General features: G+C 30.4%; 24 protein-coding genes and 1 pseudogene. 22 read left to right on the top strand and 3 right to left on the bottom strand.

The window, feature by feature from the left end; genetic code table 11:
• From ACREV6_RS04745 to ACREV6_RS04705, 9 genes and pseudogenes are all read left to right on the top strand, one after another.
• Window positions 1-384: pseudogene (locus tag ACREV6_RS04745) on the top strand (methyl-accepting chemotaxis protein); the annotation flags it as partial.
• A gap of 83 nt (window positions 385-467) precedes the next feature.
• Window positions 468-605 (top strand): WYL domain-containing protein, encoded by a 138-nt coding sequence (locus ACREV6_RS04740; protein WP_431576878.1) that lies wholly within the window; start codon window positions 468-470, stop codon window positions 603-605.
• Between the two features lie 126 nt (window positions 606-731).
• On the top strand, window positions 732-1865 hold the full coding sequence (locus ACREV6_RS04735; protein ID WP_431576877.1) for a Wadjet anti-phage system protein JetD domain-containing protein: 1134 nt from the start codon (window positions 732-734) through the stop codon (window positions 1863-1865).
• A 13-nt stretch (window positions 1866-1878) separates the two neighbouring features.
• The gene (locus ACREV6_RS04730; protein ID WP_431576876.1) at window positions 1879-2682 is read left to right on the top strand and encodes a hypothetical protein; all 804 of its coding nucleotides are present in this window, start codon (window positions 1879-1881) and stop codon (window positions 2680-2682) included.
• A gap of 125 nt (window positions 2683-2807) precedes the next feature.
• A complete protein-coding gene (locus ACREV6_RS04725; RefSeq protein ID WP_431576875.1) occupies window positions 2808-3413 on the top strand; it encodes a hypothetical protein in 606 nt (201 codons plus the stop codon).
• A 1-nt stretch (window position 3414) separates the two neighbouring features.
• Window positions 3415-4125, top strand: coding sequence for a DUF6063 family protein (locus tag ACREV6_RS04720; RefSeq protein WP_431576874.1), 711 nt, complete (start codon window positions 3415-3417; stop codon window positions 4123-4125).
• On the top strand, window positions 4125-8543 hold the full coding sequence (locus ACREV6_RS04715) for a coiled-coil domain-containing protein (RefSeq protein ID WP_431576873.1): 4419 nt from the start codon (window positions 4125-4127) through the stop codon (window positions 8541-8543). Before ACREV6_RS04720 ends, ACREV6_RS04715 begins: the two co-directional genes overlap by 1 nt.
• A gap of 145 nt (window positions 8544-8688) precedes the next feature.
• The gene (locus ACREV6_RS04710) at window positions 8689-8835 is read left to right on the top strand and encodes a hypothetical protein (RefSeq protein WP_431576872.1); all 147 of its coding nucleotides are present in this window, start codon (window positions 8689-8691) and stop codon (window positions 8833-8835) included.
• 583 nt (window positions 8836-9418) lie between these two features.
• On the top strand, window positions 9419-10822 hold the full coding sequence (locus tag ACREV6_RS04705; protein WP_431576871.1) for a hypothetical protein: 1404 nt from the start codon (window positions 9419-9421) through the stop codon (window positions 10820-10822).
• A 77-nt stretch (window positions 10823-10899) separates the two neighbouring features.
• On the opposite strand, the gene ACREV6_RS04700 is transcribed toward ACREV6_RS04705, so the two are convergent.
• Window positions 10900-11556: a hypothetical protein gene (locus ACREV6_RS04700; protein WP_431576870.1), complete on the bottom strand. Its 657-nt coding sequence runs from the start codon at window positions 11554-11556 to the stop codon at window positions 10900-10902.
• A gap of 176 nt (window positions 11557-11732) precedes the next feature.
• Here ACREV6_RS04700 and ACREV6_RS04695 point away from each other — a divergent pair, with 176 nt between their 5' ends.
• The 12 genes from ACREV6_RS04695 (at window position 11733) to ACREV6_RS04640 (ending at window position 19064) form a co-directional block, all read left to right on the top strand.
• Complete coding sequence (locus tag ACREV6_RS04695) at window positions 11733-11978, top strand: hypothetical protein (RefSeq protein WP_431576869.1); 246 nt, start codon at window positions 11733-11735, stop codon at window positions 11976-11978.
• 110 nt (window positions 11979-12088) lie between these two features.
• A complete protein-coding gene (locus ACREV6_RS04690; protein WP_431576868.1) occupies window positions 12089-13135 on the top strand; it encodes a DnaD domain-containing protein in 1047 nt (348 codons plus the stop codon).
• Between the two features lie 51 nt (window positions 13136-13186).
• On the top strand, window positions 13187-13720 hold the full coding sequence (locus tag ACREV6_RS04685; RefSeq protein ID WP_431576867.1) for a sigma-70 family RNA polymerase sigma factor: 534 nt from the start codon (window positions 13187-13189) through the stop codon (window positions 13718-13720).
• 87 nt (window positions 13721-13807) lie between these two features.
• Window positions 13808-14032: a DUF1659 domain-containing protein gene (locus ACREV6_RS04680; RefSeq protein WP_431576246.1), complete on the top strand. Its 225-nt coding sequence runs from the start codon at window positions 13808-13810 to the stop codon at window positions 14030-14032.
• Between the two features lie 71 nt (window positions 14033-14103).
• Window positions 14104-14340: a DUF2922 domain-containing protein gene (locus ACREV6_RS04675; RefSeq protein WP_431576866.1), complete on the top strand. Its 237-nt coding sequence runs from the start codon at window positions 14104-14106 to the stop codon at window positions 14338-14340.
• A 432-nt stretch (window positions 14341-14772) separates the two neighbouring features.
• Window positions 14773-15252, top strand: coding sequence for a DUF2975 domain-containing protein (locus tag ACREV6_RS04670; RefSeq protein WP_431576865.1), 480 nt, complete (start codon window positions 14773-14775; stop codon window positions 15250-15252).
• 11 nt (window positions 15253-15263) lie between these two features.
• On the top strand, window positions 15264-15479 hold the full coding sequence (locus tag ACREV6_RS04665) for a helix-turn-helix domain-containing protein (RefSeq protein WP_431576864.1): 216 nt from the start codon (window positions 15264-15266) through the stop codon (window positions 15477-15479).
• A complete protein-coding gene (locus ACREV6_RS04660) occupies window positions 15466-16212 on the top strand; it encodes a hypothetical protein (protein WP_431576863.1) in 747 nt (248 codons plus the stop codon). The genes ACREV6_RS04665 and ACREV6_RS04660 overlap by 14 nt, the downstream gene beginning before the upstream one ends.
• Before the next feature lie 222 nt (window positions 16213-16434).
• The gene (locus tag ACREV6_RS04655; protein WP_431576862.1) at window positions 16435-16965 is read left to right on the top strand and encodes a dihydrofolate reductase family protein; all 531 of its coding nucleotides are present in this window, start codon (window positions 16435-16437) and stop codon (window positions 16963-16965) included.
• Window positions 16966-17313: 348 nt separating this feature from the next.
• Complete coding sequence (locus ACREV6_RS04650) at window positions 17314-17724, top strand: hypothetical protein (protein ID WP_431576861.1); 411 nt, start codon at window positions 17314-17316, stop codon at window positions 17722-17724.
• Window positions 17725-17737: 13 nt separating this feature from the next.
• Complete coding sequence (locus ACREV6_RS04645; RefSeq protein WP_431576860.1) at window positions 17738-18439, top strand: flavodoxin family protein; 702 nt, start codon at window positions 17738-17740, stop codon at window positions 18437-18439.
• Window positions 18440-18443: 4 nt separating this feature from the next.
• Window positions 18444-19064 carry a TetR/AcrR family transcriptional regulator gene (locus tag ACREV6_RS04640; RefSeq protein ID WP_431576859.1) on the top strand — a complete coding sequence of 207 codons (621 nt, stop codon included), beginning with the start codon at window positions 18444-18446 and terminating at the stop codon, window positions 19062-19064.
• Between the two features lie 181 nt (window positions 19065-19245).
• On the opposite strand, the gene ACREV6_RS04635 is transcribed toward ACREV6_RS04640, so the two are convergent.
• Both ACREV6_RS04635 and ACREV6_RS04630 read right to left on the bottom strand, forming a co-directional pair.
• Window positions 19246-20370 carry a DUF3810 domain-containing protein gene (locus ACREV6_RS04635; protein WP_431576858.1) on the bottom strand — a complete coding sequence of 375 codons (1125 nt, stop codon included), beginning with the start codon at window positions 20368-20370 and terminating at the stop codon, window positions 19246-19248.
• A gap of 21 nt (window positions 20371-20391) precedes the next feature.
• The gene (locus ACREV6_RS04630) at window positions 20392-20565 is read right to left on the bottom strand and encodes a hypothetical protein (RefSeq protein ID WP_431576857.1); all 174 of its coding nucleotides are present in this window, start codon (window positions 20563-20565) and stop codon (window positions 20392-20394) included.
• A 79-nt stretch (window positions 20566-20644) separates the two neighbouring features.
• On the opposite strand from ACREV6_RS04630, the gene ACREV6_RS04625 reads away from it, so the two are divergent.
• Entirely contained in the window at window positions 20645-20983 is a 339-nt protein-coding gene (locus ACREV6_RS04625; RefSeq protein WP_431576856.1) for a hypothetical protein, read from the top strand.
• Window positions 20984-21085: the final 102 nt, after the last annotated feature.

Here is a 21085-nt window from a genome sequence, read left to right as displayed (position 1 = left end):
GTAGTTAAAGTTGTAAATGATTCTGTAAAAAATCTATCTGGTAGTGCTATTAAAATGCTTAATTTCATGGATGAAGAAGTTTCTCTAAATTATGAGATTATTATGGGTACAGGTAAAGAATATATAGATGATGCAGAAAATTTCAATAAATTTATGAAGGAATTTGATGAGTCAGCGCAACATTTAAATACATCAATAAATGGGATTGCGGTTGCAATAGATCAAGTAGCAGGGACCGTTAATCAGGGTGCACAGGGTATAGTTAGTATTTCTGATAAAAGCATCGATATTGTGAATAAGATGGAAGAAATAAAAAATACTACCGTTGGTAACAAAATTAGTGCACAAAAATTAAGAGATATAGCCTCCAAATTTAAAATATAATACACATGAAAAAAGGACTAGAATATTCGTTTAGACGAATAAAAAAATAATTTTCAACTCAACGAGTAGCAAATTAATATAATATAAGTCCTATATCAATGATTTTGAAAGATGATTGTTATTATTTAATTTGTATTTCAGATAAATATGACACTATTACTCACTACAGGATAGATAGAATGCAAATGGTGGAAGTTCTTGATGAAGCAAGAAGGGAATAAAATCAAATTATTATACGAGTAGTCTGTACGAATTTATGTACAGGCTTTTATTGCTTTATTGTATTCGCTTTAGGTATACTATAGTAATAGGACAATCTAATATAATTAAAAGAAAGGAAGAAACTCATGTTTGAAGAGATATATAAGAATATTGTAAAGAAACTTGTGAGTTATAAAAATAAAACTATTGATATAGAAAAATTATTATCTTTTTCTTATGACAATGGTAACCAGGTAAATTATATTAGAGCAGCTCAATATAATCTATTTGAAAGTGTTATAGAGAAGTTATGTATTGAGGGTAAATTAAAGCCTCGTGGAAAAGTACAAAAGGGGCTAAGAATTCACTCTAAATTTGAGGTTATAGATAATATTAGTAATAAGGAGAAGGATAATAAAACCATTCTTGAGATAAGTAAGCTAAATTTGAAAAACCTTGATTATTATTTTAAGAATCAGGAAAAATATAAAAAACATAAGAAGTATATACAAGTGCTTAATGACTATTATATGAAGCCACAAAAGCCCTACCTTACTTCAAATGAATTATCTTTCAAACTCTTTAATGATGAAAAATTTTTTGAAAATCCAAAGAGTAAGATAAATTTAGGACTAGAAATTTTATTAAATCTAAAAATGAAATATGAGGATTTTAATTGCTATAAAACACAGGAACCATTTTTCTACCATGTGAAAAAGAGCTTTTTTCAAAAGGAGAGCAGAGAAATATTAATAATAGAAAACAAGGATACTTATTCTACATTAAAAAATAAAAAAATCTGTGAAGCATTTGATATGATTATTTATGGTGAAGGAAAAAAGATTATAAGTTCTTTTGACCTTGCAGGGGAGTATGGTATAAATTTTAATGATAACATTAAATACTTTGGGGATATAGATAGTGAGGGCTTCTTAATATACAAGCTCTTTAAAGATAAATTCTCAAGTTACAATATAGTTATTGGTAGGTCATTATATACAGTACTTTTAGATAATTTTAATATTGATGCTCTTCCAAGACTTAGAAATTTTTCAAGTGATGTGCATTTTGACGAGGATTTAAACTTAGGAGAGGTTATAGTAAATATGAAAAATAGCGATATTTCGAAATATTATACCACAGAACCTAATGTGTTAAGCTATGCTATAGATGTAGTTAATTCAGAATTTGAAAAGTTTTATTCACAAAGGCTTATTGAGATATTAAATAGTAAGAAATATATACCACAGGAAGCAGTTGCCTTAATAGATATAGATTAGGAGTTGGTGGAGTTTGAATAGTGAATTCGATTATATTGATGAGATAATAGGTGAGCACAATGAGAGAATGCAAAACCTAAAAAAATATTATCCTTTTTTTAAGATTAGGGAGATATCTTTAGATTTATTTAAGGAGGGCATATATAATTTTATTGATATGGGTTATATAGTGATAGCGACCTTAAGGCTATTTATAGAAGAAAATAATTTTAATAATATGGGGGTTTCCTTTGAACAGTATTCCCAGTTTACCACAGAAATTTTAAAACGGGATTACAATTTGTACCTAGATGAAAAAGAAAATATGCAACTTGTAAATTATATCTTTGATAAAATTATAAATGATGGAAAACCTTTTTCCTATAATTACTTTGATCCTGTGGAAAAGAAACGGATGTCTTCTAGGATCAAGCTAATTGAATCCAAAATAGAGGATAATACCATAAGCTATTACATAACATCTGAGGCCATTGAGTTTTACCTTGATACAAAGGAAATAAAGGATGAGAGCAAAATAAGCATTCAACAGATACTGCTGTCTAAAATGATTGAGTCAAAAAACTTTAAAGGTGGTATTGAAGTTGTAAGAAGAATTAATAATGAAGTTAGCAAACTAATGCAACGGAAGAATGAAATTTTGAACATTTTAAGCTATAACGTTTTTGAAGGGATAAAGGCCACGGATGAACTTTTTACCAGTAGCATGAAGTGGTTCGACGAGGAACAAAGCCTTTTTGATAAAAACAAGAGACTAATAGAGCTAGCTCTTGAAAGGATTGAGGAAAATGCTAGTAATGATACAGAAGAGGATTTTTAAAAAATAGGGAATATATTTATAACCTAGAAACTGAGATTAAGCGAGCTATTTCAAAGCATAATGAGCTTTTAAATTCTTCTACTGATCTTAAGATAAAATCAGATGAAATTATTAAGAAGGTTACTTTGAATAAACTTAGAATGTCCTTTGACTTTAAAGATGTTTATGATAGAACTCTTCGTTTAGATGATGCTTCACTACTATCACTGCTCATGAACCCCTTATTAAAGATAAAGTTTAATAAGACTTTTAATTTGAAAAGTACAGATGATCTTTTAACCTATAGGACCAATAATGAAGAAGAGATAGAGCAGGTTTCCACTGTAGAGGAAATAGAATATACCTCCCCAGATGATATAGAAGATGAAAGAATAGCAGGGAACTTTATAATATTTATGAAGTTATTAATGAAACTCCTTTTGGAGGTGGGTGAATTTTCCCTTAGAGAGTTTAATGAGTATTTAGTAGGTGTATTTAAAGAGGATATCTTAAAAAATGGAGACTATTATTCTTTCGTACTCCATATTGCACAAAAAAATCATTATGATATGTCAAAGCTTCGCCTAGAGGAAAAAACTATTTTTGATAAAATAATTATTGATATGTTGACGGCTGAAAACCAGAATGAGTTTAAGGTCCTTAAATTTAATGTAATACCAACACCCGATGATGTAATAGAAATATCATCACTATTTAAAATTACCAATATAAAATTTGAAAGGGTTGAATGAAGTGGAAAACTGGAATATGGAGAAGGCTCTGGAGCTGTTTTCAAAGCTTATTACAGGGGAAAATGTAAGCACCAAAGAAAACACAGACCTATACGAAGAATATAATACAAACATGGAAATGTATAATATATTTGGTAGCATGCTTGATAAGCTGAATTTAACACTATATCAATATAAGGATGCAATATACATTACCGCTGGAGAAAAGAATAAGGTTTTTGGCTATACTAATGAGGAACTTCGGAAGATGCTTGGACTTAAGGTCAATAAAGAATTGTATATGTGCTATTTTATTATTTATAATATAATTACATTGTTTTATAAGGATTCCTCAAGTTACACCTTTCAAGAGTATATAAAAATTGAGGATGTGCTAAAAAGTGTTAATGGCTCACTTTCAAGTATTATTAATAAATTAGATGCAATAGTGAAAAATGAACTTGAAGAAAATAGTTTTAATGCCATAGCTCTTTTGTGGGAGGAACTTCCTTTAACTCACAGCAATGATTTATCCATAAATACAAGAGCCTACAGAGGTTCTAAGCTAGGCTATATAAAAATTACCTTTAATTTTCTAAAGGAACAGAACCTTTTTATTGAAGTGGAGGAACGTTATTACGCTAATGATAGATTTAAAGCACTGATAGAAAACTACTTTGAGGATTTCAGAGGCAGGCTATATGAGATTATGTCGGAAGGAGCGCTTAATTAATGCCGCAGATAAATAGGGTACGTGTAAATAATGTTAAATATAATAACGGAACTCAAACATATGATGACTTTAAAATGGAATTTTCCTGTAGCAACACACTGTATGACCTTGCCAATGGTGGGGGTAAGAGCCTTCTGATGTTACTACTCCTACAAAACCTTATACCAAATTGTCATTTAGATGAAAAGCAACCTATAGAAAAGCTCTTTAGAGGTAAAGACTCCAGCAATGTAATTCATTCGTTAATTGAATGGCGGTTAGATGATGGAGATAAATCAGGTTATAAGTATATGGTCACAGGCTTTTGTGCTAGGAAAGGAACAGAGAATACTGGAAATAGTGAAAATAAAAAGGATACTGCAGCCTTTGATTATTTTAATTATGTTATCTTTTATAATGCTTATAATGAAAATGATATAAATAATTTATCCTTGCAAGATAATAGTGAGAAAATAACCTATAATGGCTTAAAAAAACAATTACGAACACTTCAAAGTGATAACTCTTTTATTGTGGTTTCCGATATATTTGAGAATAAAAAGGGAGAATATCAAAGGTTTATTAGTGAGCATGGGCTATATGAAAGCGAATGGGAAATTATTAGAGGAATAAATAAGACAGAGGGTCATGTGAGAGGTTACTTTGAGCAAAACTATAGGACCTCAAGAAAAATCGTGGAGGACTTACTTATAGAAAAAATCATCCAAAAGGCCTTTATGGCTAAAACTAATAAGCTATTAAATGAAGAGGAAGATATGGCAAAAACCCTTTTGGATATAAAGGATAAGATCATAGAACTATCTAAAAAGAAAAGTGAAATCTCAAAATTTGATAGACAGTCAGATGTGGCTCAGGACTTTATTAATAAGACCAGTACACTCCAAAATGTATATGGGGATAAAAATATAATAGAAGATTCTATTGTGAAAACCTATAATACGGTGGAAGGTAACATAAACAGTAAATATGAGGAGCAGGATTTAATAGATAGTGAAATAAATAATATAAACAGTGAAGATATGGAAATTGAAAAAAACCTCCAAACTATAAAGCTACAGATTATGAAAAATAAGCTAAGTAAAACCCAGGAGGAACTTGAAACTTCGGAAAATAAATTTGAAAGTGAAAAGTTAAAGGCGGGCGTTGTAGATAATGAAATTAACCTAAGAGAGGCAAAAAATTATTTTGTAGATTTTCTAGAGTGTAAAAACAAATATTCTGAAATAAAAGAGTTACTACAAAATATTTTTAAAGCCAATGAAACACTAACAACTGATCTAAATATATTAGCATATAATAAGAAAATCAGAGATGAAATTGTGATTGAAGATTTGAATAATAAGCTTGAGGTATCTCTAAGTAAGGTTATGGAACTGTCAAGTAAGATAAAAAAATCTACACAAGATGAAAGAACTATTGATAATAATATAGCTATCTGTAATAGTAATATATTACAATCAAAGGGTAAACTCAAATCATTAAAGGATGGAGTAATTGTTCTTAGAAATAAGTTAGACATTATGATCGTAAGTGATATAGATAGTGACATTACAAGGTTTGAAGTTGGTAGCGCGGATACCCTACAAAAAATAAAAGATAATAACGCATTATTTGATTCTTTAAAAGACCAAATCAGCAGTTATAAAATCGCTATTGGAAAACAGGATGAAAAAACAGCATCGCTTGAAGATAAAATCCTAAAATATAATGATTTAATTGTGAAGTATGAGTTAGATAAAATAAAGGCTAATAAATTATTAGAGGTTTATGGAGCCTCAGATGTGGCAAAACTAAGCAATAGTCTAGATATTAAGTATAAAGAGCTACTGGGAATAATAATAGGTGAAGAGCAAGAATTAGAAGGATCACTAGATTATTATACTCAATTAGATCAAGATAAACCCATGCCTACAACTAAAGAAATATTAAAAGTGAAGGAATATATTAACAAAAACTATAATGAGGACGGCATTTTAGGTATAGAATTTCTTCAAGGTCGCAGCGCGCAGGAAAAAGAAACTCTTTTAAGCATGGTACCTTTTTTGCCTTACTGCGTTATTGTAACTTACAATTTCAATAAACTCCTTGTGGATGAAAAATTTAAAGCCTTTGATTTTGGAAATTATGCTATACCAATTATTAGTTTACAAGCTATTAAAGATAAACTCAATTTTAACTTTAATGGGTTAACCTTTGCAGTAAAAGAAAAGGCAAACTTTATAAATTCAGAAAAAATTAAAGGAGAAAAAGATAAAGTTGAGGCGAGAATAGTAGAGATAAGAAATAATCTGGACCTTCTTAAAAGAAATGAAGAAACACTAAAAATAGATAATACATATATAAAAGAATTCCAGTTTTCTTATGAAAATAAAATAGATAATACTAAAGAAGAGTGCGCTATTGCAAAACAGATTAAAATATCTTTGGAAAATGAGAGAATCGCATGCAGTAAAGCTGTGGATGAACTCCACCTTAAGATGAAAAATATGGAGCAAGAAAATGCAAAGCTAGAAAAAAAATTACTGGCTTTAGACCAAGATTTAAAAACCATTAGAGAATTAAAAGTTAATTTGGATAGCTTGGATAATGAAGAAAAGACCCTGCAGAATTTTGTAGAGTGCTTAAAATCCTTGAATTCGAAATATATGGAAATTGAAAGCCTAATGATTTCAGAGAAAGCTGAGGAAAATATTGAGCTTGAGATAAAAAAATCATTAGAGGAGAAAAGAAATTCTATAATTTCTGATTGGAATAGTATGTATAAAACATATTATAATGATGCTGGGCAATACCAAGAATTGTGCATAACCGATGAGGAGCTAGAATCAAAATTCAGAGGTAGTAAAATAGCTCTAGAAGAAAAAAATTCAGATATAAAAGACAAAGATGAGCTTTTGAAAAATTACGGGAGCAGTATGGATAAGAATGAGAGGGAAGCTGGTAATAGAGGATATTCTATAGATATGCTTTATGAACTTAAAAATAGAAATGAGATTTCAGTAACCCAGGAAGAAGAATTGTGGAAATTAAAAGAGCAGCTGAAAAGCTTTAAGAGTCAGATTGAATATCACAATAGTGCTGTGGAAAAATATAAATTAGCAAAGAGTAATCTTTTGGGAAAGATTGAATTATTAGAAGCTGATTTCACCGAAAAATTTGGTGAATATATAGCTATTCAAATTGAAGTGTTTAAGTTCAAGCAATTTGAGGAGGACAATAATACCAAAAGAAAAGTGCTTGCTTTAAAAAAACAAGGGCTTATAAAATTACAAACTAGTATTAATAGCGCAATAATTTATTTGAAAGATATTATAGCTAATATAGAGGTAATCCTAAGAGCTAGCAATATTTCTAAGGATTTGGCATTGGGCAATCTTTACAACATAGAAGATATTAAAAATTATTTTGGAGTTTTAGAAAAAGACTACGATAAAATTTGTAAAAAAGAAAAAGATACTAAGCTGAATTTTGAAAATAACAAAGAAAAAAATATAAAAGCTCTTAAAGAAATAGGCGCTTTTGAACTAGCAGAAGAATTTTCAAGGAGCATCAATGTTCCTATATTAATTGAAGATTGTACAATGCTTATAGAGAATTTAGAAAATATTAAAGAGCTATTATCTCTTCAAAAGGGGAAAATAGAAAATGATATTAAAGATATGGAGCAAATTAAAGATAATTTTCAAAATCAATGCCTCCAACGTTGTAGAGATGTAAAAACGGAGCTTGATAGGTTACCTAGGCTATCAAGATTGAATTTAAATAATGAGATAATACAAATGGTTAGTCTGCAGCTGCCTTATGTTGTGGAAGAGCAGCAAAAGTTTTACATGTCTCGATATATTGAAGAAACAATAAGAAATGTTGATAATATAGATGAAAATTTAGAAAAAATCAAATATATTAAAAATCAGCTAGCTCTTAAACGACTTTTTTCTGTTATTGTAACAGACATGAATAAAATAGTTTTAAAGCTTTATAAAAGAGAGCAGATAGCAATGCAAAGTAAGGTATTAGAATATGAGGAAGCTGTTGGTAGTACTGGTCAGTCACAAGGAATATATATTCAGTTTTTAATATCTATAATAAATTACATTAAAAATATAAATTCCTTTAATGCTGATAATAACAAATTAAGAAAAACCATATTTATAGATAACCCTTTTGGAGCAGCCAAAGACATATACATTTGGGAACCTATATTTGAGTTTTTAAAAACCAATAATGTTCAGCTCATTGTTCCAGCTCGTGGTGCCTCACCAGCTATTTCTGGAAGGTTTGATGTTAATTACATATTAGGTCAAAAACTTATGGGAAATAAGCAACAAACAGTAGTGATGGAAGTAAGAAGTCAGGTAGCAGTAGAGCAGGTTGAATTTAAAAAAATAGAACATGAGCAGCTAGGATTGGATTTTTAAATAGTACTTACTAGGGTAACTGTGACTTGGGAAAAACAGTAAACTATAATGCAGTAGAGCGCATTAAAAGTACCTCCTTTGCTTCTTACAAATTGGAAGCAAAGGGGGGCTTAGACTACGTTATTACCATTCCTCGTTAAAAAATTTGAAAGATGTCATCGAAATATGTGATGAAATTAATGTATACGATAATACTCAAATATTTAAAGAGATAATTAATTTTAAGGATGGTAATCTAATTTGGAAAGGTAAAAATATGCCAAGTTGGACAAATAATATATTAAATGAGTAGCTAGTAAAACTTATTGTGTTTACTGGCTACTCATTTAACATAATAGTGGAATAATCCCTGGGGGTGGATAGAAAATTGTTAGGATGTGCCGAAAGGTTGGGGAAGCTAGCATGGGAATACTCTGGAATAATTTGGTGGTTTAAAAAGAGGTGAGTAAGAGTAGAAAATAATAAGCTAATTAGAACATTGTGAGCATTAGTGACCGGAGTAGATTTCAAGACTCTTCTTTATGGTGGTTTGTGTAGAAATATAAAGATTGGCAAGGAAGCTAATATTCAATAGATACAAAAAAACTTGCCCACAAACAGGGAGGAAAACTGCTGAAATATATTTAATTCAGTGGTTTTTTCGTCGTTAATATTGCAGCTTGTGAGATGATGTTTATAGAATGTCCATTAGAAAAAGCTTGAAAATATGATATTTTAAAAAAACATTAAAAAAATTAGAAATATATGTTCTATTTTATTTCAAAATAAAGGAAAAATAAAAGTCATATAGAATATAATTACATTAAATGAAATATTATGAATATACGTGGGCTATTATATACTATCTAAAAATGTATTATACAGGGGGAAATATAATGGAATATCAAGACTTATGTAGTTCTAATCAAAACAGTGACATTATAGATTTCTATAAACAAGTGCTTAAATCTGATGACCCCACCATTATTGATTTGGTAGGGACTACTGGATCCGGAAAAACTACTTTTTGTCAGCAATTTGTAGATGAAGCAGGAAAAAAAGTATTAAGTAAAACTATTACATCTTCAGGGAATAACACTATAATTCAAACAGATATAGCTATTGTTGAAAATACAAAGAGCAGGTTTTTCTTAAAAGCGAGAGCTAAGGTTGATATAATTAGAGACTTAATTTTAGTGGCTTTAAGTATAAATCCAGAATACAAATTTGATATTAAAAAAGATATTACTGATGTGGCTAATAAAGCAGGAGTAGTGAAAAATAATATGAAGGAAATTAAAGTTAATAGTGATTTATTTCAGGGTGTGTATAATCTATGCAGGACTATTAAGATAATGGGAAGATTTCAGAAAATAGCAAAAGACTTGCAACAAAATTATACCAATGAGGACAACATCCAAGAATACATACGCAATAACATAACAAATGTAAGTCTCAATAAACTTCTTGATGATATAATATATTCGGAATTAAAGGTAGAAAATTTTTACGGATATCGCCATGAAATTTCACTGGAAGAGGAGAATATTTTAGAGAAAACTATAGTACCTATAAAGACATTTAATAAATACAAGGAACAAAAGGAAGAGTTTTATGAGGTAGTATCTTATAGATTACTTTTTGAACAGGCTATATTGGTGTTAAATTGTGATGAAAAAGCTAAGAAAAGTTTACCTGAAAAGTTTAAAAGAGGAGTTGTGTTTAGAGACTTACAAAGTCATAAAAAGGAAGAACAGCAAGGTACTGTAGTTGATTTTGAAGCGAAATGCAAAATATTACTTGTTCCAGCCAGCACTGGTGGGGAACTAGTTGATGATAAATTTTTAGAAGGATTAAAAAGTGTTATATCAGATCCAAAACAAAGTATAGTAGTAATTACAAAAATTGATAAATCTAGTTCCTATGAAGAGTATGCACAGGGCAATTATGAGGCTTTTATCGAAAGTTTAAAGCAGCAAATTGTTATCACTCATAATAACTTAATTAGTAGATTAGAAGGAATAGAAGCGTGCAATATAAATCAGCCCCATAAATTTGATATAGAGAAAATGACAAGAAAAATTATTACATCTTTTGATAATGCCTATCTATCGAAAATCACTAAAGATAAACAAGGAAATTATGATGCAGAGCTTCACAAAATAGTATGTAATAATAAAAGTAATCAAGAAATATCACTATCAGATATAGAAGATATAATTCTTTTAGAAAATTGGTATACTTTAGTTACAAGTATTTTGGAAAGAGAAAATAGAGTTTTTTATGATTGGGTAATATAAATTTCTAAAATATTGGAATTGAAAAAATAAGGATAATAATAGCCTAGTAGCAGCAAAAGAAGAAAAGCTATAGCCATTTAGTACTGGCATAGCTTTTCTTCTTTTATTATTTTTCCTTGGTTTAAATCTAGTAGCATTATATAAAGATTGGCTCTTAGGGACTTAGGTGGCTTATTTACGAAAAGATCAAATTCGTTTTTACTCCCAAGGGCTATGGATACTTTTATATCTGCTGCCAATTCCATAGAGGCTATTTTGCCATAAACATTATAAAGTGTTGATGAATTAACAAAAGATGTAATCTGAATATACCATTTAGAATACTCCGAGTTAGTGATTTCAAGCATTAAATCAGCAGGGGCGTTTATGGTTTTATTCAAACTAAACTCAATATTACGGGTATATAGATCAGATATAATAGCTTGAAAAATTTTGTTCTTGTTTTCCGTGATTTGTATTCCATCATTAGCTGCAGAGCTTTCTTCTGTTTTATCATTTATGTGTCCTGCAGCTAACATTAACTCACTATAGGTAACTCCATTGTAGGCATCGCTAGCGAATTTATTTATTGTATCAGGTGCAGGTGGTGATTTTACTAATTTTCGAAGTAGTCTTGAAATATGAGCTGCACTTACATCAATTTTATTTGCATATTGAGTAATTGAACGATCACCTTTGGCTTTTTCTAATAATAGGGCAAATGATACTGTATTAAAATTGCTATGGTCAGCCATTTAATCACCTCTCTTAATAGGCATTATATCATTTTTTATTGTTTACAGTCAATAAAAAATGAAATCTATAAATAAATTTTAAAAAAGCGTTGTGCACATTCAACAATTATGATATATTGTTTACAGATAATGTAATTAACTGAAAACAATGTAAATATTTAAGGGGGAAGATTTAGATGAGTTTAAAGAAATGTGCATTGCAACATTTATTGGAAGAGCGCTTTGGTAGTAGTTATACAAAGCTTTCAAAGGCTATTGGTGTAGATGTAGCACATGTATATCGAGTTATGGTTAAAAATAACACGCCAGGGCTTAAGTTCTTCAATGGATTAATGAAGTGGTGTACAGATAATCAGTTAGATTATAGAGAATATGTTTTTTTACCCAAACCGTTAACTGTAGGTAACAAAAAACTAATATAGAGTAAAGAACAATAGGGCAAATTCATTGCTCAAAGTAGGATATCGATGATGCCGCCGTAACAATAGTAATTGCTAATTTTTTTTATATTAATATCAGGGGAGGAATAATAATGGCTAAATATAGACAACTTTATACTGAATTTTGGAGTGATAGCTTTGTGCTTGAACTTACACCAGAGGAAAAATATTTTTATTTGTATCTAATGACAAATACTAAAACAACTCAGTGTGGGATCTACGAAATTTCGAAAAAAACTATAGAGACAGACAGTGGCTATAATAGAGAAACTGTGGAAAAACTAATTAAAAGATTCTGTGAGTATAAAAAGATCTTATACTGTGAGGAAACAAAAGAACTTATGATTATAAATTGGATAAAATACAACCTTCCTAATAATTTGAATATAATCAAGTGCGTTCAACGTGAAATACTAAAGGTTAAACATATTGAATTTGTTGAAATATTATTTGGTAAATGCCAGATGGCAGGACTTGATGTGGAGAAAATTTTTGAAAACTATATTGTAGAAGAAACTTTTGATAGTGAGTCTACAAGTGATAGTGTTTCTTTAGACTCCTCATTGGAAAAAGTGGAAGTAACTGAGGAAACAAATGAATTTCAAATTAATAAGCCCCTTAGTAGGGACTTACAAGAACATTGCAAGGGGCTGCGGAGTAATAGAATAAGAAGTAATAAAGAAGAAATAAGAATTAATAAACAAAAAGTAAGAAGTAAAGAAGAAGTAAGAATAAAAAATAAAAACAATTCTGCTACTGATACTGAGGAGTTAAAAAATATAATTAAAATATTTGAAGAAAATGTACATGCTATAACTCCACTAGAATATGAAAAAATATTAGAGTTTACAAATCATGTAACTAGCGAAGTTATCATAATGGCAATAGAAGAAGCTGTGAGCTATAACGCTAAAACTATGAAGTATATTAGTAAGATACTCAATAGCTGGATGAGCAATGGCATAAAAACTGCTGAAGAGGTGAAAGCCTATCAAAAAAAGTGGACTAATAAAAAGAAAAATAGTCTAAATCAAAATTTAAAAAAGGGTGGTTTCTGTGATTTTGAGCAAAGAACTTATGATTATGATGCCCTAGAAAAAAGATTGTTAGGATATGTGGATACTGAGGATTTAGAATAAGTTATTTTTAAAATATCCTAGATAAAAATTTAAAAGGTGGTGTAGTTTATCATGGAAAAACTAGTTGAAAAGGCTAAAACCAAAGAGGGAGGAGCTACAGAAGCGATAATAGACAAATTCAAATACCTCATATTTAAGGAGGCATCAAGGTATCACGTGCCAGGTTTTGAGCTAGAAGATTTGGTGCAACATGGATATCTTTCTGTTATTAAAGCCATATCTATGTATAAGCTAGGTAGCAATAGCTTTAATGGCTACTGCATAAATGCAATAAGATTAAACTTCAAAGCTCTTCTAAAAGGCCAGATAAAACATTTTAGAGAAGTTCCAAACAATGAAATGCTAGATTTTGATACATCAGGAGATTATGAATTTACCTTAGAGGATGAAGTAATAGCCTACGATGAAGTTAAAAAACTATATGTAGCGCTTGATAGCCTTGATCCATTAGAGCGAGAAATACTGGAGAAATATTATATTATGGACCAGTCCCTAGGTGAAATTGCCTGCCATAGTGATAAAAGCTACCATCAATTTGCAAGAATAAAGAGAAAAGCCCTAGAAAAATTGAGAGCACTTATGTAAATTTATATTTTTAAAAAACTACGCACAAAACTTCTTAGGGGCATATATATTCAATGAAAACAAAATGAAAGGAAAGGAGTGATTAACATGGCAGTTAAATCAACAAAGGTAGCAAGTTCCTTAAAACTTACTATGATAGTAGGTGTTGACAAGAAAGGCAAAGAGAAACATGCAACAAAAAGGTTAAGTAATTTAAAAACTACTGCAGTGGATGAAGATATTTTTGCTGTAGGACAAGCAATCTCTAACATTAAAAATTATCCATTATTCGGACTAGACAGAGAAGATCAGTTCAGCTTAGTTAATGCTTAGTTGTTAGCTGAAAATTGAAGGTCCTGAGTTTATAACTATTGAGTTAAATAATTTAAAGGAGGAAAAGTGATATGCATAAGTTAGTTATGAGATTTTTAACATCTGTAGAAGGTAAGTATTTTACTTTAGCTGTGGATGACATTAAATCAGATGAAAAAGGAGTTCCAACTGTGACAGAAGCACAGGTAAACGCTCTTATGGATTTAGTCATTACAAAAGATATTTTTGCAGGAGCAAATGGTAAATTAACTGGCAAGAAAGATGCTAAGATAGTTACTACTGATACTAGTACAGTTGATGTAGCATAGAACACTAGGGTAACTGTGACTTGGAAAAAACAGTAAACTGATTAAGTGGAATTTAGAGTGAGCATCTGTGGCTGGAGTAGTTGAATAGAAAACAGTAAAAGGGATTTCTGAATAAGAGATCCCTTAAAACATGTCTAGATTAAAATAGTTAAGTACTGGGTTGTAAATTTAGAAACCGCAGTATATGAGAAGGTAATACAGTTAGATAAAATTAGAAGTATAAAATAAGGTCATAATCGTATTATTATTATTAGTTGTAGACTATATAAAGTTCAGAACCTGGCTCTTGTTATATCAATTATTTTGCGATAACAAGAGTATTTATTTTGAAAGGGAAAATATTTATCGTAATTCGATAAATATTTATTGAATTTTGTTAAAAACGGAGTATAATTATGGTATAAGTATATAAATTATTTAGGGGGTACTGTTATGAATCAGTTAAAACTATCCAAATGGTTAAAAGCTATTATTATCGGGGCAGGGATTTGTGGTACAGTTATATATTTTTATGTTTTTCCCTTTTGGGGAAAGGATATTGTAGCTTCTAATCCAGAATTTTCATTCTGTTATTGGATATGGCTGCTATTTCTTTGGATAACTTCCATACCTTGTTATGCTACGCTTGTTTGCAGTTGGAAAATTGCAGATGAGATTGAAAAAGACAATTCATTTTGCAGAAAAAATGCAAATTTATTAAAGTTGATTTCAATATTTGCGGCCAGTGATTCTGCATTTTTCTTTACAGGCAATATTATTTTATTATTATTGAATATGAACCACCTAGGAATCGTTTTCTTGGCATTCTTTGTAGTGTTCGCAGGCATTGCCATTACTGTTACGGCTGTATCACTATCACATCTTGTATACAAAGCGGCACAAATTCGTGAAGAAAATGAATTAACTATTTGAGGGGTGTGGATATGATTATAATAAATATTGATGTAATGCTTGCCAAAAGAAAAATGAGTGTTACCAAGCTTTCAGAAAAAGTCGGCATAACATTGTCAAATATATCAATTTTAAAAAACGGCAAAGCTAAGGCAATAAAACTTGAAACTCTGAATAAAATTTGCAAAACACTTGATTGCCAGCCGGGGGACATTTTGGAATGGAGTGATTGCGATGAAAATAAATAAAATATCATTGATTTTTAAAAAGGCACCTTTTCCGTCAATAATGACAATAATTTCTTTTGTGCTATTTATAGTAGTATATTTGTTCGGGACTATGACATCAATTGAACCATATTATTTTGAGGGTTTAATATTTGCTGTGCCGTTTGTTTGCTTTGGAATAACCACTTTTTTCACTGTAACAGAAAAATTGAAAATTGTTGCATCATCTGTAATAACAGGCATCTTGATTTTTGTTTTAGGTTTTGCAATGTTATTTGCGCTTGTTTTTATGTCTATTGGTCTAGCAACAACTGTAACAACGGATATAGGTAAATATGAAAAAGTTTTAAAACTGACGGATTATCCAAACAACCCATTGACAAAATATTTTCCTGATAAAATTCCGGGCAATACAAAAAGTATTGTATTTAGTTATAATCCTGCTTTTTTGCAGGGCGGTGAAAATTTCGACTTAAAATTTGAAACGGATTCAGATTCCATTAAGAATTATATTGACGAATTTTCACACAAAGCAAAGTGGATAGGAAAATCAAGCGACAGCGAAGCTGAAAAAAACGGTGTGTTTTCGGGTGCATTTAATATTTTCGGGTATACGGATCTGCCAGAAGACTTTACAATTTATTTGATTGATAGCAAGCCTTATCATCCGAACGATTGGAACCATGGTGAGCTAAGCCTTGCTGCTATAAGCAAACAAAGAAATGAGATAATATTTCTTGCAGAAGATTGGTAATCAACTTCTGGTTATTGTGCATAATCTAATGATGTAATGAAAATATATGAAATAAAATTTATATTAGAAACTAGTCAATGGATGCTTTTTAAGATTTAATTATTATAAGGATTGTACATTTATTTTTATAAAATATGGTATAATTGGTTTGCAATAGTAAATTATTGTTCGCTAATTGTGTTTTAAAATTAGATTGAAATTTATAAATATGGAGGTTTATAGATGTACAACAATAGAAAATTAGTTCTATATATTGCAACAAGTTTAGATGGTTACATAGCGACAGAAGATGATTCCTTGGAATGGTTGTTTAAAACTGAAGGCGAAGGAGATAATGGATATTCTGAATTCTACAATACAGTGGATACTATTCTAATTGGTAGAAGAACTTATGACTGGATTATTGAAAAAGAAAAAGGTGAATTTCCTTATAAGAATAAAAAGTGTTATGTATTTTCTAAATCAGAAAAAGGTAAGAATGAAAATGTAGAATTTATTAATCAAGATGTAGTGGAATTTACAAATAAAATCAAAAGACGGGATGGAGGAAACATATGGCTTGTTGGCGGTGGAGTTCTTCTAAATTCTTTTATTAAAGAAAGGTTAGTTGACGAATTTATTATTACTATATCACCTACACTAATAGGTCATGGAATACCTTTATTTAAAAAAAATGATTTTGAGTTAGAACTAAAGTTAAAGGGGATAAGGAGATTCAATCAATTTGTTGAACTCCATTACGAGATGAAATAAAACAATTGATATTTAGTTTGCAATTTTCGTATATTGTGTATTAAATATATAAATAAAATTATTAACAGGATATATAAAGACGGAACATGTTATATATGTATAATATGTTCCGTTTCTTATTTTTAAAGATTTTTTATAAATTAGGTATTGATAAACTTGTAGTGGATATTATTTAAAATTTAGATTTTAGATTAATGATAAAAACAACAAAACTGCACCATATCTTATTGAGGGTTATAAGTTTAATAAGAGAGAATTTCAAAATTGGAAAAAAATATCAATACTTATTGACTAACTAACATTTGTTAGTTATACTATTGTATATAAAGAATATTAAGGAGGATCATCATGAATTTATATTTGGGGAACGTCACTTCTACTATTTCTACTATACTTCTAATTGGTATTCTTATTTTTATTGGTACAACCATTGCAAAGCAAAAGAAAACTAAATTATGGGGAAAACAAATAGCAATACTTGCTATTTGGGGATTGCTATTGTGTATTTTAGTTGCATTAAGGGATAAGTATCATCTATCAGTACAGGCATCAATGAATACTAAAATTTTACCAGGATTGTTTACTATTGAAAGTATTCAATCAACGTTGTGCTGCTTAGGTGGAGCAGTCATTGCATTCTGCTCTATTTCTTCGATTTTTATTAGAAGGCAAGATTACAGGAAGGTGATGTTTTTTATTTTATCAGGAACAATTCTATTTAAAATTCTTGTAATTGAACTGTCACGTCTATTATTCTAAGGAGGAGAAGTAAATGGATATTACTGTGATTCACGGCCAGAGCCATAAAGGCAGTACTTATCATATTTCAGAGATGATAAAACAAATCTTTTCCGAAGGGGATACAGTTGTTCATGAATATTTTATGCCCAATGATACACCGGACTTTTGTATAGGTTGCTTCAGTTGTATTGAAAAAGGTGAAAAATATTGTCCTCATGCTGATAAGGTGCAGAAAATTGTAAAGTCAATGAGCCTTTCACAAATTATAATCATAGATTCACCTACTTATTGTTTTGAGATGACAGGACAGCTTAAGACGCTCTTTGATCACTTAGCCTATATGTGGTTGTCTCACCGTCCAAGAAAAGAAATGTTTAAAAAAGTTGGTATTGTAGTATCTACTGCTGCTGGAGCTGGATCAAGAAGTGTCACAAAATCCATGGCAAGGCAACTATTCTGGTGGGGGGTGCCAAAAATTCACCGCATGAATTTCAATATTAATGCAGCATGCTGGAATGATATTTCAAAGAAAACTATGCAAAAAATTATACAAAGAACTGAGGATGTTTCTAAAAAAGTGAAAGGTGAAATTGGGAAAGCGACACCGAATTTGAAAACAATTTTTATGTTTAACATGATGCGTAAAATGCAAAGTTCGAATAAGTGGAATATAACTGATAAAGAGTATTGGAAAGAAAACAAATGGCTTGAAACTGAAAGACCTTGGAGGTAAAAGTATGGAAAACACAAAAGAAGCAATTATTTATCAGGCACTGTCCTTATTTTCTGATAGGGGTTATGAAGGGGTTACTATGCGTGATATTGCAAGTCCCGTAGGAATTAAGGCATCCTCTCTATATAATCATTTCAAAAGCAAAGAGGATATATTTAACAGTATAATAGAAGAAATGTCGAGGCGGTATGAAGAAATGATTAAAAAAATGCAGATACCTCACGGAGAAATAGATGCTGTAGTTGAGCAGTATATGCATGTGTCATATGAGGCTCTTAATGAGATTGCAAAAAATATATTTTTATATTTTTTAAAGGATGACTTTGCATCTAAATTCCGTCGTATGCTTACCATTGAACAGTTTAGAAGTACACTTGCAGGGAATGTATACCAAAACTTTTTTATTGACGGAGCCATTAGCTTTGAGAATGAATTATTTTCCAACATGATGAAAAAAGGTGCTTTTATCCAGTGTGATCCCTGTATCATGGCACTTCACTTTTATTCACCTATATTTCTGCTTCTAAGCAAATATGATCACCAACCTCATAAGGAACATGAGGCCATTGAAACGCTGGGGAAGCATGTAAAGCAGTTTTCTGATATTTATGCAAAAAGAAAATAAATGTTATTTCATATACTCCGAAATAGCGGATAGATTTAAAATTATCTTTTCTTCTTCATTTGCTTTTAATTTTATAGCCATTAAAAATCGAAAACATCTTTTTCTTTAATTCTCTTAGTAAACCTTTTTTGAATACATTCTTTAGCAATAAGGTAACTGTGACTTGGAAAAAATAGTAAATTTAAGTTGACAAGGATGATAGATACGTTCTCGACAGTTTATATCGCTGCTCTGCCAGCAACAGATTTACCATTTTATCATAGCTATTCACACCGTCTGTCTGGTTATTCGCCTTCAGATAGACATCATTGACAATAATTGAAATATTTGAAATAATCCCCTCATACTTGCCCCAATATTGCTCATTCTGTACTATGTCATGCTGCACCGTCTTGGACAGACTGGATATTATATCTGATGCCTTATCCGAATTAACTTTCTTTAGCACAGATATAGAATGATCAAAAGCTATAAAAAGTCCACTGTAAAGTATCATTGGATCATCCTGCTGCTTGCATGCCAGATAAGATATAAAACTTGCCTCATCCTCATGCATAAAACCACACTGATGTGCCAGTTCATGTGTCATAGCAGCAGGCATTATGAAAACTGGCATATCAACATTGATATTAGATTCCAAAGTAAAAGGGCAAAAATTACCTTGTATCCCTGCACGAGACATCAGTTTTGACATTGCCACTGGTTTTGGTGTTGAATATAAAGACCTCTCCAAAATAGGATACTTCTTTGACAACATTTGCAGCGACAACACTGAGTGTTGTGCATAATAATCAAAATCATCTGGAGCTTGGACCAAAAGGTCAGTATCTTTTCCCAGTTTATCTCTTGCCTGTCCCATTTCATCGGCAAGTGACTTACACAATTTCACCAGTTCCTCCTCGCGGTATTTCTCCTCATGATATTCGGTATAAGATGAGAAAGAATACCTATGATAATTTAATCCATTCAAAACAGTAAAACAAAAATATATCATGCTACACATCGCGACTATTCCCAGCACACCATGATAAACTACCATCCTACGCGTACCTTTACTTATGATAACCTTGCGCACATAATAAATAATATATGATATAAAAAACAACAAAACCACTACCACCAGCCATTCACTAATAGAAAATTTTACTAGAGAAGGTAAAAATCCCACTGCATTAGACAACATCAGATATACTGACCTACTGTATTGTTCCGACCAATCCAGATGATTCTGTGCATATTTATTAAGTATATATGCCACAACTCCAGGTAAGATAAACAGCAATCGCTTAGATAAAAACTTTTTCATAATGATCTCCTTCTGTTACAACTAGGGTAACTGTGACTTGGGAAAAACAGTAAAAGGGATTTGAATACTTACACCTACTTTAGCTGGTCCTCTTTCTAATACATCTATAATATTAATTGTACTATTATTTGTATAATTATCAAATGTTTTTAGTAGAAATTCCCTTCTATTAACTTTAACACCTGGTAATTTCAAGGCAGTTACTAATGCCGCTTCAAATAAAATACCAGATATTTAACTGGGGAGTAACGCTTTTTTTATATTTTTCAACAAAATGCTATCATATGATAGCATTTTGTTAGCTCACAATAATATTCTCATACTTTTAAAAAATCCAGAGAATATGTTGGATATATTAAACAATAATTTAGGCGTTTTATCTTGTTCAAAAGAGAAACAATTAAGAGAAAAGATAGCTCTGCTTTTATCAGAAAATGCAGTAACTGAGCTAGAACACAATATCGTCGAGAGCATTAAAAGTAGAAATGATATTTTTAGTGGGTTTAAATACTTCGACTATGAAAAGTTTAAAAGTTTGGCTATGTTTAAGAATATTGTTGATAATATACGATTTTTTAAAGGAAGCCGTTTTGAACTGACCCCTGTCAAGTAGACAGGCAAAATAATTAAAAAATCTAAGATGATGCGACCACATTGTTGGCCGCATTTCTTATGCAGATTGTTTTTGTTTCTTCTCTTCAAGTCTTGATTTGTA

The organism is Clostridium sp., assembly GCF_050717515.1.
GTDB lineage: Bacteria > Bacillota > Clostridia > Clostridiales > Clostridiaceae > Clostridium_AD.
The sequence above is the reverse complement of the archived record's forward strand: the minus strand, read 5'-3'. Positions and strand labels throughout refer to the sequence as shown.